This is a genomic window from Hymenobacter daeguensis, from assembly GCF_054780555.1.
Window position 1 is genome coordinate 15880 of record NZ_BAAGWC010000016.1, and the last position, 16109, is coordinate 31988.

The 16109-nt window shown below is 63.2% G+C and carries 9 protein-coding genes; 4 read left to right on the top strand and 5 right to left on the bottom strand.

Annotated elements, in window-relative coordinates; all coding sequences use genetic code 11:
• Positions 1-44 precede the first annotated feature (44 nt).
• From ACYVHT_RS16380 to mce, 3 genes are all read right to left on the bottom strand, one after another.
• Entirely contained in the window at positions 45-1484 is a 1440-nt protein-coding gene (locus tag ACYVHT_RS16380; RefSeq protein WP_460554157.1) for a CCA tRNA nucleotidyltransferase, read from the bottom strand.
• A 112-nt stretch (positions 1485-1596) separates the two neighbouring features.
• Entirely contained in the window at positions 1597-2169 is a 573-nt protein-coding gene (locus ACYVHT_RS16385; RefSeq protein ID WP_460554160.1) for an L-threonylcarbamoyladenylate synthase, read from the bottom strand.
• Between the two features lie 106 nt (positions 2170-2275).
• Positions 2276-2677, bottom strand: a complete 402-nt coding sequence (gene mce / locus ACYVHT_RS16390) for a VOC family protein (RefSeq protein ID WP_460554162.1) — start codon at positions 2675-2677, stop codon at positions 2276-2278.
• Between the two features lie 213 nt (positions 2678-2890).
• Here mce and ACYVHT_RS16395 point away from each other — a divergent pair, with 213 nt between their 5' ends.
• The 4 genes from ACYVHT_RS16395 to ACYVHT_RS16410 all read left to right on the top strand — a co-directional run bounded on the left by ACYVHT_RS16395 (position 2891) and on the right by ACYVHT_RS16410 (position 5552).
• The gene (locus ACYVHT_RS16395; RefSeq protein ID WP_460554165.1) at positions 2891-4105 is read left to right on the top strand and encodes a PLP-dependent aminotransferase family protein; all 1215 of its coding nucleotides are present in this window, start codon (positions 2891-2893) and stop codon (positions 4103-4105) included.
• 102 nt (positions 4106-4207) lie between these two features.
• Positions 4208-4618 carry a Fe-S cluster assembly scaffold IscU gene (gene iscU, locus ACYVHT_RS16400; protein ID WP_046244756.1) on the top strand — a complete coding sequence of 137 codons (411 nt, stop codon included), beginning with the start codon at positions 4208-4210 and terminating at the stop codon, positions 4616-4618.
• A 91-nt stretch (positions 4619-4709) separates the two neighbouring features.
• Positions 4710-5105, top strand: a complete 396-nt coding sequence (locus tag ACYVHT_RS16405; RefSeq protein ID WP_460554169.1) for a hypothetical protein — start codon at positions 4710-4712, stop codon at positions 5103-5105.
• Positions 5106-5225: 120 nt separating this feature from the next.
• Complete coding sequence (locus tag ACYVHT_RS16410) at positions 5226-5552, top strand: HesB/IscA family protein (RefSeq protein ID WP_460554172.1); 327 nt, start codon at positions 5226-5228, stop codon at positions 5550-5552.
• 610 nt (positions 5553-6162) lie between these two features.
• Here the strand turns inward: ACYVHT_RS16410 and ACYVHT_RS16415 are convergent.
• Together ACYVHT_RS16415 and ACYVHT_RS16420 are read right to left on the bottom strand one after the other, a co-directional pair.
• The gene (locus ACYVHT_RS16415; RefSeq protein ID WP_460554175.1) at positions 6163-11124 is read right to left on the bottom strand and encodes a choice-of-anchor D domain-containing protein; all 4962 of its coding nucleotides are present in this window, start codon (positions 11122-11124) and stop codon (positions 6163-6165) included.
• Positions 11125-12087: 963 nt separating this feature from the next.
• Positions 12088-15948, bottom strand: coding sequence for a T9SS type A sorting domain-containing protein (locus tag ACYVHT_RS16420; protein WP_460554178.1), 3861 nt, complete (start codon positions 15946-15948; stop codon positions 12088-12090).
• Positions 15949-16109: the final 161 nt, after the last annotated feature.

The following is a 16109-nucleotide window of genomic DNA, read 5'->3' on the forward strand; positions in this document are numbered from 1 at the left end:
TCTGCATCTATCCACCCAACGGTAAAAAAAAGAAGAAGCCAGGCTTAGTTTGGTGAGTGAACGACGCCTCCTTCTGGAGCCAGCCCTTTGGCCGCCCCCTGCTGCAACAGGAAGGCCAAGGCTGGCTCCATCTCGTTTTTAATGAGGCCATCGAGGATGGCTTCCATCACGGCCTCCTTCAGCTCGCCCACCTGGCGCGAGGGCTTCAGCCCGAAGGTTTCCATGATGATTTCGCCGGTAATCACGGGGCGGAAGCTGCGCAGGTGGTCCTTTTCCTCCACTTCCTTCAGCTTCTCCTCCACCTGCCCGAAGTTGCGCAGGTAGCGCTCCTTGCGGGTGTGGTCCTTGCTCGTGATGTCGGCCCGGCACAGCAGCATCAGGCGGTCAATGTCTTCGCCAGCCTCGAACAGCAGGCGGCGCACGGCCGAGTCGGTCACGGTTTCCTTCACCAGCGCGATAGGGCGCAGGTGCAGCCGCACCAGCTTCTGCACCATCCGCATCTCCTCGCCCAGCGGCAGCTTCAAATCGGTGAAGATGCCGGGCACCCAGCGCGCGCCCTTGTCCTCGTGGCCGTGGAAGGTCCAGCCCACGCGCTGGTCGTAGCGCTTGGTGGCGGGCTTGGCGATGTCGTGCAGGATGGCCGCCCAGCGCAGCCAGAGGTCGCCGCCGGCGTTGGCTACGTTGTCGAGCACCTGCAGGGTGTGGTAGAAATTGTCCTTGTGAGCGTGCGTGCCCACCTTTTCCACGCCGTGCAGCAGCGCCATCTTCGGGAAGATGAGCTGCAGCAGCCCCGTCTGAAACAGCAGCTTGAACCCGTAGCTCGGCGTGGGCGACTGGATAATCTTGTTCAGCTCCACTGTGATGCGCTCCTGCGACACAATCTTTATCCGGTCCTTGTTCCGGATGATGGCATCGAACGTATCGGGCTCAATATCAAAGTTGAGCTGTGAGGCAAAGCGCACGGCGCGCATCATGCGCAGCGGGTCGTCGGAAAACGTTACGTCCGGCCCCAGCGGCGTGCGAATGGTTTTGCTGGCCAGGTCCTTCATGCCCTCGTAGCGGTCCACCAGCTCGCCGAAGTTTTCGGGGTTCAGGCTTAGGCCCAGGGCGTTGATGGTAAAGTCGCGGCGCGCCAGGTCGTCTTCCAGCGTCCCGGTTTCCACTTCGGGCTTGCGGCTTTCGGCGCGGTAGCTTTCCTTGCGGGCGCCCACAAACTCAATGTCGCCGGCTTCCTTAGTGGGCAGCATGGCGGTGCCGAAGTTCTTGAACACCTGCACCCGGCCCCGGCCTTTCAGCTTCGCGCCCACGGCCTGGGCCAGGGCAATGCCGTCGCCCACGGTCACCACGTCAATGTCCTTGCTGTCGCGGCCCAGGGCCAGGTCCCGCACGTAGCCGCCGATGACGTAGGCGGGCTGCTGCAGCTCGGCCGCCGCTTCGGCGATGGTGCGAAAAATGGGCAATTCGGGTAATTGGGGCGTATTCATAGTAGCGCGAACTTTAGCTTCGCTGACCTTTGGTTGTAGTTCGCGTCCCCGAACGAAACCTGAACGATTTCAACAGCGCGGGGACGCGAGCTACAAAGTTCGCGCTACTTTCCTACTCGCGCACCACTTCTAGCCGGCCGCCCTCGCCCAGCCGCACTACCCGCGAGGGCGCTACCCGGGTGGCATCGTCCTGCCGCCAGTTGGCCACGTAGTCGGCCCCGCGCACGATGGCCGGGTCCACTTCCGCATACACGGCGGGCGTGGGCTCGCCAGCTTTGTTGGCCGAAGTCGATACCAGGCCGTGGCCCAGCCGGCGCACCACTTTGTGGCAAAATTCGTCTTTGGTCACGCGCAGGCCCACGGTGCCATCGGGCGCCACCAGTTCCGGCGCGAGGGCACGGCTGGCGGGCAGGATGTAGGTAGTGGGCCGGGTATCGGCGGCAATCATGGCCTCCAGTTCGGCCGGCACGTCGGCGGTGTAGCGCTGCAGCATGGCCCAGTCGGCCACCAGCACGATGCTGGGCTTGCCGGCCTCGCGGCCCTTCAGCTTGTAGAGCTTCTGCACGGCTGGTGGCGCTTCGGCATCGCAGCCCAGGCCCCACACGGTGTCGGTGGGGTACAGAATGACCTGCTGGAGCAGCAGGGCATCGACAGCTTCATCTACTTGTTGTTGGAAAAAATTCATGGCAGTAGCGCGGACTTTTAGTCCGCGAATAAGCGGTTGGCGGTTATCGGTTAAAAAGTGCGGCGTAGGCGGCATCCAGGAATGACTCGCGGACTAAAAGTCCGCGCTACAAGCTCTGGCACAGCTCTACCAGTACGCCGGCTGCACTTTTCGGATGCACGAAGCACACCAGCTTATTATCGGCCCCGCGCTTGGGCTCCTCATTCAACAAGACAAAGCCCTCCCCTTTCAGGCGCGCCATCTCGGCCCGGATGTCGTCCACCTCAAACGCGACGTGGTGAATGCCTTCCGGCTTTTTGGCCAGGAACTTCGTGATGGCGCTGTCGGGCGAGGTGCCGGCCAGCAGCTCAATCTTGGAGCCGCCCACCTGAAAAAAAACCGTATCCACGGCTTCGCTGGCCACGTGCTCCATCTTATAGGGGGCGATGCCCAGCAGCGTGGTATAAAGCGCGGTGGCGGCGTCGAGGTCGTTCACGGCCAGGCCGAGGTGTTCGAGATTGGTAAGCATGAGGTGAATGGAAGAACAGGCTGCAACGCCGCTGAATGGGCAATAAACCGGCATTTACCGAGCTTTTTGCGCCGGCGCGGACGGTTCGCGCATTTCCTTGTTTAGATTGTATCTACTTTTGTGAGGCCAAAGAAAACTGATTGCCCCCGAACCCTGTTCTAGGCGGGTATCAGCGGTTCGCTGGTTTACCACTTGTCACTACTGCTGCGCGCAATGCTTAAGCTCCCTATTTACCTCGACAACAACGCCACCACGCCCCTCGACCCGCGGGTGCTGGAGGCCATGATGCCCTATCTGACCGACGTGTTCGGCAATGCCGCCTCGCGCAACCACCCCTTCGGCTGGGCCGCCGAGGAAGGCGTGGACTACGCCCGCGAGCAAATCGCCAAACTCATCAACTGCGACCCCAAGGAAATCATCTTCACCTCGGGCGCTACCGAGTCGGACAACCTGGGCATCAAGGGCGTGTTTGAGATGTATAGCCAGAAAGGCAACCACGTCATCACCGCCACCACCGAGCACAAAGCCGTGCTCGACACCTGCAAGCACATCGAGAAGCTTGGCGGCAAGGTGACCTACCTGCCCGTTGACGAAAAAGGCCTCATCAGCCTCGACGAGCTGGAAGCGGCCATGACGCCCCAGACCATTCTGGTCAGCATCATGTACGGCAACAACGAGACGGGCACCATCCAGCCCATCCGCGAAATCGCCAAAATTGCCCACAAGCACGGCGCGCTGTTCATGACCGATGCCACCCAGGCGGTGGGCAAAATCCCGGTTGACGTCATCGCCGATGGCATCGACCTGATGGCTTTCTCGGCCCACAAAATCTACGGGCCCAAGGGCGTGGGCGCCCTCTACGTGCGCCGCAAGAACCCCCGGGTGAAAGTGACCGCCCAGATGGACGGCGGCGGCCACGAGCGCGGCATGCGCTCCGGCACCCTCAACGTGCCCGGCATCGTGGGCCTGGGCAAGGCCTGCGAAGTGGCCCGCCTCGACATGGAAGCCGATACCGCCCGCCTCTCGGCCATGCGCGACCGCCTCGAAAAGGAGCTGACCACGCTGGAAGAAAGCTACATCAACGGCTCGGTGGAGCACCGTCTGCCGCACGTGACCAACATCAGCTTCAAGTACGTGGAAGGCGAAGGCCTGATGATGGGCGTAAAGGACCTGGCCGTATCCTCCGGCTCGGCCTGCACCTCGGCCTCCCTGGAGCCCAGCTACGTGCTCAAGGCCCTGGGCCTGAGCGACGACCTGGCCCACAGCAGCCTGCGCTTCGGCCTGAGCCGCTTCACCACCGACGAGCAAATCGATTACGCCATCAACCACGTAAAGGAAGCCGTAACCAAGCTCCGCGAAATGTCGCCCCTGTGGGAGATGTTCAAGGAAGGCGTCGACTTGAGCAAAATCGAGTGGGCAGAACATTAATAAAATGAGGAATGAAGAATGAGGAATGAAGAATTTGCTTCTGTGCCTCATCAGCTTCAATTCCTCATTCTTCATTCTTCATTCTTAACTAAGCGAAGCGAAATGGCTTACTCCGATAAAGTAATCGACCACTACAGCAACCCCCGCAACGTGGGTACGCTGGACAAAAGCAAAAAGAACGTAGGCACCGGCCTCGTGGGCGCCCCTGAGTGCGGCGACGTGATGCGCCTGCAAATCGAGGTGGACGAAGCCACCAACACCATCACCGACGCCAAATTCAAGACGTTCGGCTGCGGCTCGGCCATCGCCTCGTCGTCGCTCGCAACGGAGTGGCTGAAAGGTAAATCCATCGACGAGGCCCTGGCCATCGACAACATGGAGATTGTGGAAGAGCTGGCCCTGCCGCCCGTGAAAATTCACTGCTCGGTGCTGGCGGAAGACGCCATCAAATCGGCCATCTCGGACTACCGCGTGAAGAACGGCCTGCCCGCCCTGGAGCTGGCGCACCACTAAGTTTTTAATGAGGAATGAAGAATGAGGAATGAAGAATTGGCTTCGTGGCCGATTCTTCATTCCTCATTCTTCATTCCTCATTCTTCATTGAATGATGGACGAATTTGAAATTGCCCGCCTGCAGCGGGAGATTCAGCAGTACCTGGGCCTGACGGCCGAGCAGGTGCGGTTTGAGTTCCGGCAGCTGGATGGCCTGACGCGGCTCGACCTGATTACCGTGAACCCACGGCACCAGCAGAGCTTCCTGTTTCGCTACGAAACGGGGCGCGATAAGGAAGAAGCCCTGCAAAAGATGCTGGACTACGTGAAGCGTTTCCGCGACACCGAAAGCTCCTACACGGTGCAGTGGCGCAGCCCCGGCGACCGGGAGCTGCACACCTCCTACTTCCGGGCGCACAACGCCTACGAGGCGCTGGATAAGCTTTACTTCGGCCGCGACCTGAATGCCATTACGGTTTTTAGCGTGGTGCTGAACCCTAGCTCTTAGCCATTTAGCAGGATTTTGACGGGCTGGCGAACAAAGACTTTTGCCAGCTTGTTTGTAATCTATCTAAATTGCACCCGCATTCAACCATTTGCTGAGCGGAGCCAGCTCCCTCCTACTGCCATGATTACCGTTTCGGAAAAAGCCAAAGAAAAAGTATCGCGCCTGATGAGCGACGCGCATCTGGATGACACTTACCGCCTGCGGGCCTCGGTGGCCGGAGGCGGCTGCTCGGGCCTGAGCTATAAGCTGGACTTCGACAACGAGGTGCGGCCCATGGACCAGGAATTTGAGGACAAGGGCGTGCGCGTGGTGGTCGATATGAAAAGCTTCCTCTACCTGGCCGGCACCGAGCTGGACTTTTCCGATGGCCTCAACGGCAAGGGCTTCCAGTTCAACAACCCCAATGCCTCGCGCGAGTGCGGCTGCGGCGAGAGCTTCTCGGTCTGAACCACGGATTCATTCGGATTTTCCGGATTTCGTGGGCGGCTCTGTTGCTTGTCGTTTTCGCCGTCGTCATACAAGAATCAAAGGCTGCCCTTGCGGGTGGCCTTTTTGCATTTGGCTATTTGTTGCTGAGGCTGATAATGAAGCTGTTTAGAAAGTCTGATTTGCCTACACATCTGTCATCCTGAGCGCAGCGAAGGACCTTATCACGTTAGAATAGGCGTTGTGCTGACGTGATAAGGTCCTTCGCTACGCTCAGGATGACAACGATTTTGACTTTTTAAACAGCTTCAATACCGGGTTTCGGGTTAGTTTATGGCTGTCTTTACTCGTCGCGCTGCGGGGCTTGCCCCCGCCCGCCGTGTGAGCCCAGCCAACGATGCCGGGCAACGGCGGGCGGGGGCGAGCCCCGCACCCTACGCCATTTGCGCAAGTCATTTCGTGACCGGTATAAATGGGGTGGAGACGCACACCAGCCCGAAGACTGCTCTACGTGGTCAGCCATGCGCATGCTCACCTGGAAAACCAATCAGCTTCCTGCTCTCAGCGCACAAAAAAGGCCACCCGAATTGGGTGGCCTTTTTGATTGCGGGGCGTCCACAAAATCCGTGGGCTATTCCTTCTCGAACTTCTGCACCACGCGGCCGGTGGCGGTTTGCAGCTCGATGAAGTAGAGGCCGGTGGGCAGCTGCTCTACGCCTACTTTGGCAGTACCGGCTTCGGTGGTGCCGTGCAGGACGGCCTGGCCCAGCTGGTTGAGCACGCGGTAAGGCGTGGCCGCTTCGGTAGCGAAGCTGATGGTGCTGTGGGCCGGGTTGGGATAGAGCACCACTTTCGCGGTGGCGCTGGTGCCGGCCACGGTGGCTACGGATGAATAGGCAGCGGTGCCGTCGGCATCTACCTGGCGCAGGCGGTAGTAGAGCTGGGCGGCCGGAGCCGTGGCATCGAGGGCGGTGTAGGCCGTGGCGCGGGCGCTGCTGCCCTGGGCCTTGGTGGTGGCCACCGTCACGAAGTCGCGGCCGTTGAGGCTGCGCTGCACCTCGAAGCGGGCGCTGTTTTTCTCCGAAGCGGTGGTCCAGGCCACGGCTACCGACTTATCGGCCTGGCGCTGGGCGCTGAAGGCGCTCAGCTCAACCGGCAGCGGGTTGTTGGTGAGGTAGTTGTTGGTGCCGGCATCGGTGCTGGCCAGGGCGAAATCGGAGAACGAGGTGATGGGCACGGCAGAGGTAAGGGTGCCGCTCACGTTGCCGGTGGCAGCGGTGCCGGTGGCGGTGCCGTGGCCGAGATTCTGCCAGTTGCCGTTGCCGTCGCGCTTGGCGATGACAAAGGTGCTGGCCTGCGGGTCGGTCACGTAGTCATCGGCCCCAAACTCCATGGTGAGGGAGCCGCTGAAGCCGGTGGGCTGCACGTCGGGCGTGATGGTGGCGTAGCGGATGTTCGACACGCGGGTGAGCGGGGCATCGACGCCCGTGGTGCGGGCCGTGCTGTTGATAATCTCGCCGGTGAAGGTGGTGGTGCTGGTTTGGGCCGTGGCCGTGAGCGTGAGCGGGCGGTAAGCCGTGCCCTTGCCGATGGGGAACACCGTGGTGGCCGGCCCCGTGGTGATGCGGGCCAGCGGGCCGTTCACAAAGCTGGTGGCGCTGCCGCCCGTGGTGCCCGCGCCCTGGTACAGCGTGAGGCTGTTGGTGCCCGACGTATTCAGCAGGCCGCTGGTCAGGGTCAGGTTGTTTTCGATGCGGGCGGCGCCGGTGGTGGTTACCTGGTCGGCGTTGTTCACGGTCACGTTGTAGTAGTTACCGGCGGCCAGGCTGGCGGCGGGGCCGGTGAACACCGGCTTGCCGATGGCGCTGCCCCAGCCGGTGGCTACCCGGATGCCGTCGATGTCGTAGATGGGCGTAGTATTGCTCTGACGCAGGGCTATTGCATTGAGGCTGTTGACGGCAATGGCGTTGGCTTCGGTGAGGGGGCCGATGGTGGGCGTGGTGGGCTCGATAACCGGCGCAGCCGCATCGAACACATAGAGGCTGGCCTCGTCGTTGCCGCCCGCATTGGTCACGTACTTCAGCACCACCAGGTAGTTCTGGCCCGTGTTGTAGATGGTCGGGCCGTACACCGCACCAGCAGTCGAGGAGTTGGATACGGTGAGGCCGAATTTAAAGCCGCCCGAGGGGTCGGACTGGGTGAAAACCTTGCCCCGGAACACCACCGCCGTGCTCGGCGCGTTGGTGTCCATCAGGTGCATGAAATAGTCGTTGTCATCAATCCCGATGTTGATGATGGACGAGACGTAGAGCGTGGTGGTGCCCGCTGGTGCCGTGAAGCCTTTGTTAACGTCTTCGCCCGTGCCAAAAGACGTCGCCTGGTTGTTGGAGGCCGAAACGCCGGCGGGGTATTCGCTGTAACTCAAGCTGGTGGCCTGTATCTCCATGGGACTGCCGCTGCCGGCGCTGCTATGGGCCGTCCAGCCATTGGCCGTGAGGCGGGTGCCGGCGGTGCCGTTGAAATCATCTTCGAGCAGCAGCACACCGGCCTGGGCGGCACCGGCCGGGGGCGTGAGCGTGGTGAAGCTGGCCGTGCCCGGCGCAGCGGCCAGGTAGTTTTCGAGGCCGGCCACGCCGTTGTCGTTGTAGGCGTAGGCTTCTACGGTGTAGGCCGTGGCGGGGGCCAGGCCGGTGACGGTGAGGCTGGTGGTGCTGCCATCGGCAATCACCACGAAGTTGTTGGGGCCCGTGGTGGGGTTGGTGCCGGTGGTGGTGCCGTAGGCCGTGTTGGCGGTATAGGTGCGGCCATCGATGGGGGCCACGGCGGCGGCGGCGGTGGGCCGCACCACTACCAGGCGCCTGGCCCCGTCGCCGCCGCTCAGGCTGAGCAGCACGGTGGTGGTGGTGGGGGCAGTAGCCGTCACGGTGGGCTGCACGGTGGGCTCGGTGGCGGGCGGCGTGCTGCCGGTGAGGGTGATGGTGTAGGTGCCCTCGTTCGAGTCGTCGTTGGTGATGGTGAGGGTAGCCGTCTGGCTGCCGGCCGCAGTGGGCGCGAAGCGCACCACCAGCGGCGTGTTGGCCCCGGCGCCTACCGACGTGGGCAGCGGCGTGGTCTGGATGCTGAACGCACCGCCGGCGTTGTTGCTCAGGGCAATGCCGGCAATGTTCAGGGTGCCCGTGCCGGTGTTAGCAATGGTGAAGGTGGCATCGGTGCTGGCCCCCACGGCCGTGGCGGCGTAGGCGTAGCTGCCGCCGCTGGCAATGGGCGTAGCGCCCTGCGTCACGTCGATTTCGGATGCGGGAGCGCAGTACACGTTCACGTCATCAAGCCGCCAGGGCGAGGTAGTGCTGCTCACCTTGCGGAAGCGCACCCACACGCTGGCATTGGTCGAGTACGCCGACAGGTCCACGCTATATACATCGTAGCTGCCGCTGGGCACATTGCTGTGGTCGTAGGTGGCCACGGTGGTGTAGGTACCGGTTTGCGTAGTCGTGGATACTTCCACAATCATCGTCTTGGCAGTAGCATTGGTGCTCCGGCCGAGTGCGAAGGTCAATAGGGAGGGATAGTTGAGGGTGGCCGTAGTCAGCGAGCCGGTGTTGGAGGCGAACGTAGCAGCAGCAGTGCCGGTCTTGATATCACCCGCCGAAGTAGAGCGCGACACGCTCGTGTTCAGCCAGCCCGTGGGCGTAACCGTCGTTTCAAAGCCTTGCGTGAGGCAGGGCGCGGTAGCCGGCGGGGCCGGCGTCACGGTGAAGGTAGCCGTGGCCGTGGCCGCGCCGCCGTTGCTTACCACTACGCTTTTGGTGCCAGCGGCAGCAATATCCGCCGCCAGAACGGCCACCGTGAGCTGCGTGGCCGAAACAAAGGTGACCACGCGGCTGGTGCCGCCGAAGGTTGCCGTGGCGCCGGCCAGGAAGTTGGTGCCGTCGATGGTCAGGGTGAAGCCGGCGCTGCCGGCAATGGCCAGGCTCGGCGTGAGGGCGGTGATGGTGGGCGTGGGAGCATTCACGTCAATCTCCACCACGTTGCTGGCCACGTCGCCGCAACCGGCGAAGGTGCTCAGGGCGCGCACGAAGTAGGTGCCGGGCGTGGCGAAGGTGGGCGTGTAGCTGGGGCCCGTCTGGCCCGAGATGGCGGTGAAAGGGCCGGTGGCGCTGGGGCCCGACTGCCACACCCGCGTGGTGCCGGCCACAGTGGTTTCGGTGGCGGTGAGGGCCGTGCCGTTGGCCCCGGCCACAATGGTCTGGGTGGCGGTGGGCGCAATGCTCACCGTGGGGTTGCTCACGATGGTGAGGGCCGCCGACGTGCCGGCGCTGGTGGCGGCGGGGTTATCGGCCACTACCCGAATGAGGTAGCCCGTGCCGGTGGGCGTGCCCGCCGGAATGGTGGTGGGCACGGTCTGGGCCGTGGTCGCGTTGTTGTTGGCCAGCGTGCCAATGGTGACGGGCGCGGCAAACGAGCCGCTGGCATCGGAGAGCTGCACCAGGAAGTTGTTGGTGGCGGCGTAGGGGCCGCTGGCCGTGAAGGTCACATTGAGCGAAGCCGCCGAGGTGGCGCACAGCGCCGCCGTGGCAAACGTGGGCGTGCTGATGGTGTTGGCCGGCGGTGCCGTCACAATAACTTCGGCCACGTTGGAGCTGCTCACCGAGCCGCAGGCCGCAAACGTGCTCACCACGTTGATGTAGTAGGTGCCGGGCGTGGAGAAGGTAGGCGTATAGGTGATGCCAGTTTCGCCGGGAATGTTGGTGAACGGCCCGGCGGCCGCGTTGCCAATCTGCCACTGCCGGGTGGTGCCGGTGCTGAAGCTTTCGGTGGCCGTGAGCGGGTTGGCCGCCGCCCCCGACACGTAGGTCTGGGTGATAGGCGGCACAATGCTCACCGTGGGGTTGTTGACGAGGATGAGCGCCGTCGACGAGGAGCTGGTGCTCACCGGGCTGGTGGAGCGCACCCGAATGACGTAGCCCGCGCCGCTGTTGGTGCCGGCCGCAATGCCCAGCGCCACCGGGGAGGCCGGGGCGGTGGTGCCCGCAACGGTGGCCGTGGCGTAGGGCGTGGCAAACGAACCGTTCGGGTCCGACAGCTCTACCACAAAGTTGTTGCCGGCATTGAACGTGCCGGATGAGGTGAACGACACGCCCAGGTTGACGCTGCTCGTCGAGCAGAACGCCCCGCCGGGGTTGGCCGCGGTGGGGTTGGCACCGGCCAGGTAGGTAGGCGTGCCGAGGGATGCGGGAGGTGCGGCGGTTACTGTACCGTTTACAGTGGCGAGCGTAGCTAAAGTGGTACCGCCACCCGTTACAGAAACGGTTTCGCTGTTATAAGTGCCAGTTGTTGGACCAGCTTTAAGTCGAACATAGACCGGAGTGCCTGCAAGGGTGCCGCCGCCCGCATTTGCTACCGAAGCAGTAGTGCCAAACGTCGAATTGTCGGTGGATACTTCAAAGTCAGTAGGAGCCGTAATGGTGATGGCACTACCAGCTGTAAGATTAGCCCCGCTGAGTGTAAGGGTTTGTGAAGCAGAAGCTGTACCTGCTGCAGCCGTAAAACCGGTAAGTGTGGTAGGGGCAGTAGCTGGTGAAGAAGCTACCACTAGGTAGGGTGTTGTAGCAGTGCCGTTAGCAGTCAACTTAAGGTTTTGCATACGCACTCCACGTCCGGTAGCACCGTTGTTGGAAATACGCAACCGCACTTGGCTGCTTACTCCGGGCAGCGTAATGCTGGTAGTTGTAACGTAGGTAGCACTAGTTGGCGTAACCGATGTGAAGGACGTGTATGTCGTCCCGCCGTTCAGCGAAATCTCAATTTTGGCAGGGTTGTTTCCACCGGAACCAAACGTAGCTACATCAAGGGTAAATGTACCCGATGTATAGGGTGACAGGTTATAGATTCCTGTTGTAATAACATCCGTAGGGTTTGTTTCAACCAACAGATATGCACTGGCTCCACTACCCTGCTCGATAGGGTTAGCAGCATTGTTATTAACTCCGACTGCTCCAAGTGGTAGTGTACCAGCTACGTTGAAAATTGTGGTCTGTCCCCACCCCAACAGCGGTAACATTAGCATCATGAGCAGCGCCATGCTGCGGCCGATGCTGGCGGAAAAATTAGTAAGGAGTTTCTTCATAAGAAGCGGTTATTAAGAGGTTTACTTAATTTCTGCGGGGTAGGCACGCTGTGTGTAAAGATAGAAAGAGGCTTTTGGATTCTGACTCCAGCGCAATTACTAAATCATTATATCGGCCCGTAGGCTATTGCAGGGCCACTTTTTTGGCGAGAATTAGCCTACCAACAAGCAGCCAATTCATTGGCCGCGCTACGGCCGACGCTAAGGTGGCGGGGCCGTAGGTTTCGGGCCCGGGGCCCCGCGGGCCGGGGCACAACGGCCCTGCCCGGCACGCCGCCCGCGGGCAGCGGCCCCGTTAGGCCGCGCACGGCCGCGCTTAGTCCGGGGGGCCACTCTCCGCGCCCCGCCGGAACCGGAGCCGGGCAAAAAAAAAGCTCCCGCCGCAACGGGAGCTTTTTTTGGTGGGTCCCGGGCAGGCCGGCACCCGCCCTAGTTCGTTTTCACGAAGCGGCGCACCTGGCGGCCGGCGGGGCTGCTCAGCTCCAGCAGGTAGGTGCCGGTGGGCAGGGCCTGCACGTCCACGGTGGGGTTCTCGGCATCGGCCGGGCCGGTGGCCAGCACCTGGCCCAGGGTGTTGAGCACCCGGAAGGTGCGCGCGGCCAGGGCCGGGGCGGTGGCCGTGAGGCGGTCGGTGGCGGGGTTCGGGTAGAGGGTGAGCTCCACGGCCGTGCCCACGCCGTTCACGCGCAGCACCGGCGAGAAGGCCACGGTGCCGTCGAGGTCCACCTGCCGCAGGCGGTAGTATAGCTCGGCGGCGGGCGCCGTCTGGTCGAGGGCGGCGTAGGCGGTGGCCTGGCTGCTGGTACCCTGGGCCTTGGCCGTGGCAATGGTCACGAAGTCGCGGCCGTTGAGGCTGCGCTGCACCTCAAAGCGGTCGGAGTTCTTCTCGCTGGCGGTGGTCCAGCGCACGCTCACGGCCTTGCTGGCCTGGCGCTGGGCCGCGAAGGCGCTCAGCTCCACGGGCAGCGGGTTCACGTTGGTGGGCGTGCTGCCGTCGGTGGCGAGGGTAAAATCGCCGAGCGGGCCGGCCGCAAACGAAACCGAGGTGATGTTGGCGCCGGTGCCGTTGCCGCCAATGTCCTTCCACTTGCTGTTATCGGCCGGGTCGGCCATGGCAATGCGGAGCAGGCCGGTGTTGCCGGGCGTAATCTGGTCTTCCACCAGGTCGTAGCTCAGCTTGATGGTGGCGCTGCCCAGCGTGCTGCTGCCGCCGGGCTCGGCCACCACGCTGTAGTAGCGCAGGCCCGACACGCGCTGCAGCGTGGGCGGCAGGGTGCGCTGGGGCGAGGGGCCTTCAATCTGACGGGCGGTGTAGCTGGTGGTGCCGGTCACGGCATCGGTCACGGTGAAGGTGAGCGGGCGGTAGTAGCCGTTCACGCCCAGCGGGTAGGCCAGCGTGGCAAAAATCGGGTTCGCGTTGGTCACCGAGGCCAGCGTCAGGGTGTTGGTATAGCTGTTGATGCCGCCGCCCACGGCCGCGCCACCGGGCAGCACGCTCAGGCGGTTGTTGCCCTGCACGAAGATGTTGCCGCGGGTGAAGGTGAGCACGCGCACCGAGAGGTTGGTGGTGAGCTGGGCCAGCGGCACCGGCGTCACGGAGTTGTTGCGGGCCAGCGTGAGCGAGGCCATCACGTCCTGGCCGGGCACGAAAGCCAGCGGGCCAATGTCGCCCGAGACGGTGGCGCTGCCCCCCGTGAAGCTGATGGCCGAGGAAGTGGTTACGCCGAAGCGGGCCACGGCGGGGTCGGCCACCACCAGCGGGCCGGTCACGTTCAGGGCCAGGTTGGTGCCCAGGTGCAGGGTGCCGGTGGTGAGGGTGAGGTTGCGCACGTTCAGGGTCTGGCCCTCCACGTTCAGGGTTTGGCCGGCGCGGTTCAGCAGCAGGTTGTTCAGGAAGCCGTTGTTGTCGGCAAAGGTGAGGGTACCAATCGGGCCGCTGCCGTTCACGTTCAGGCTGCTCGACACCGAGCTCTGAATCAGGCCCAGGCCGGTGGTGTTGGCCGTGCCATTGATGTTGAGGGCATTAATCAGGCCCAGCACGCCGTCGCTCACCAGGAAGTCATTGCTCACGGTAATGGTGCCGTCGAGGTACACCGTTTCGTGGGGCCGGGCCATGGTGAAGTTGCGCAGCATGTTGTTGGACCCGCCGCGGAAGCTGATGCGCCCGCCGCCGCCGGCCCCGCCCACTACCAGGCTGGCGTCGTTGCCGTTGAAGCTGCCGTTGTCCACGTCGAGCGGTCCGTTCAGGGTGAGGGTGCGGCCCGAGGGAATGGTAAGGGTGCCGCTGGGGATGCTCAGCGTGCCGTTCACCGTCAGGTCATACGGCAGTGCCACGGTGTTGCTGGCAACGCTGCCCGAGCCCACGGCATTCACCGTCAGGTTGTTGATTTGGGTGCTGCCGGGCGTCAGCTGCAGCGTGGCCACACCCGCCGTGCCGCTGAAGCTGCTGGCGTTGTTCTTGTCGAGGATGAGGCTGGAAGTCGCGTCCACGGCCAGCGCGCCCGTGCCGCCAAAGGTGGCCTTGCCGCCCGCCGCAAAGGCCAGCGTGTTGGCATTGAGGGTAAGCACCGTGCCGCTGGCCAGGTTGTAGCCCCCGCCGGCCGTGTTGCCCAGCTCCAGGTTGGTGGCGTTGCTGGCCAGGCTCACGCCGGCCTGGCCGGCGTTCAGGGCCAGGCTGTAGAGGCGCAGGGTGTTGCCGCCGCCGTTGAGTACCTGCGGCGTGGCCGTGTTGGTAGCCACCAGCACAATGCGGTCGGTGGCCGATGCGCTGAAGCTCACGGTACCGGCCAGGGTCAGGTTGCCGCCCAGGGCCAGCGTCGAAGCCGCGTTGGGAGCGCCGCCAAACACGTTGGAGCCGCCGCCCACGTTGCTCACCAGCACATTGCCGCGCACGGTGGTGGTGCCGGCGCTCAGCAGCTTGGTGCCGTTGCGCAGGGTGAGGTTGCCGTAGCCGGCCCCGCCCAGCACCGGCACCGAGTAGGTGCCTGCCTGGGCATATTCGATGGTGCTGGCCGCATCCACGCTGCCGAACGTGATGCCGGGGGCCGCGTTGGCCACCACCACCGCGGCATTGGCGCTCAGGTCGAGCGGGCCGGTGAAATTGTAGGCCGCCGGCACCAGCAGCGAAGCGCCGGACTGCAGCACTACCTTCGAGTCGGCGCCGCTCACCGTCCAGTTGGCGGTGAGGGTGCGGCCCGTGCCCGTCACGCTATAGGTCTGGCCGGCCGCGCTGAAGCTGGCCGGGCTGTCGCCGCTGCCGTCGCCGTTGGTGCCAAAGGTGCTGAGCACCTCGAGCGAGCCCGTGGGCTTGGCGTAGTAGGTGATGTTGGTGGCCGTCCGGAACTGCACATCGGAGCCGTAGCTGGTGCCGTTGGCGTTGGTGGTATAGGCCACAATGAAGTAGTTGGTATTGGGCGTGAGGCCGCCGAGTACGGCACTGTAGGTGCCCGTGCTGGCCGCGCCGTCCACCACCTTGCCCACGCCGGCCGTGCTCAGCCGCGGGCTCTGCACCGTGCTGTAGAGCAGGCCGCGCTCCGTGAAGGGGGGAATGCCCTCGCGCAGCACGTTGCCGCCCGCCGTGGCCATGGTAGGCACGGGGCCGGTTACCGACGTAGTCACCACCGTGGGCGACGCCGAATTGCGCGGGTTGGCCACCTCAAACTGAAAATCGACCCCGTTCTGGTCGGTGTCGATGGTGCCGCTGCCGTCGCGGGCCACCGAGAACACCACGCTCGGAATCGGCGCCGGATTCACGCCCTCGTAGGCATCCACCGTCACCGACGAGCCATTGGAGCCGTAGCCCACGAAGTCGAGAATGGCGGCGTTGCCGGTGGGGTTGGTTTGCGGGCCGGTGAGGGCCGTGGTGGAGTTCACCAGGGCCACCTTGCCGGCCGCACTGCCCATGTTGATGGCCCCCGTGCGGTCGGGGGTGGGCAGCGCGGCCAGGCCATTGGTGCCGCCCGCTTCCTGAATCAGGTAATAGCTGTAGGCCGGGATAATGGTGCCGCCCGGAATGCTCGTCGTCGACCAGCTGCTGCCCGTGCCGGACGCGTACTGCACCGAGATGCCGGCCGCCGGCACCACAAAGGCACTACCGGAGTTGTTGAACAGCTCAATAAAGTCATTCTTATAAGTGGAGCTGGCGCCGTTGCCGCCGCCGTACACCTGGCTGATGACCAGGGCAGAGCCGGCGGCATGGCCCGCCACGGGCAGCAACCCACCAAGAACAAGAAGCGCCGCGCGCCAGTAGCCGGCGTAGCGGTTGCGTATGTTGGTAAAGGGTTTTTTCATGATTTTTTTGGGTGAAGTGGAAAGGATACCAGGACTCTATTTCAATTTAATCAAATAAAACTGCTATAAAATTCCCAACTGCAGCTAAACGTGTGGCTGTAAAAAGTATTATTGAATGCGTAAATATTTACTCAAAATTAGTGCCATCGCGCTAGTTATCT

Coding starts and splice junctions, on each gene's coding strand:
- ACYVHT_RS16380 (WP_460554157.1), bottom strand. CDS start 1,484: ATGAATACGCCCCAATTACCCGAATTGCCCATTTTTCGCACCATCGCC.
- ACYVHT_RS16385 (WP_460554160.1), bottom strand. CDS start 2,169: ATGAATTTTTTCCAACAACAAGTAGATGAAGCTGTCGATGCCCTGCTG.
- mce (WP_460554162.1), bottom strand. CDS start 2,677: ATGCTTACCAATCTCGAACACCTCGGCCTGGCCGTGAACGACCTCGAC.
- ACYVHT_RS16395 (WP_460554165.1), top strand. CDS start 2,891: ATGCTTAAGCTCCCTATTTACCTCGACAACAACGCCACCACGCCCCTC.
- iscU (WP_046244756.1), top strand. CDS start 4,208: ATGGCTTACTCCGATAAAGTAATCGACCACTACAGCAACCCCCGCAAC.
- ACYVHT_RS16405 (WP_460554169.1), top strand. CDS start 4,710: ATGATGGACGAATTTGAAATTGCCCGCCTGCAGCGGGAGATTCAGCAG.
- ACYVHT_RS16410 (WP_460554172.1), top strand. CDS start 5,226: ATGATTACCGTTTCGGAAAAAGCCAAAGAAAAAGTATCGCGCCTGATG.
- ACYVHT_RS16420 (WP_460554178.1), bottom strand. CDS start 15,948: ATGAAAAAACCCTTTACCAACATACGCAACCGCTACGCCGGCTACTGG.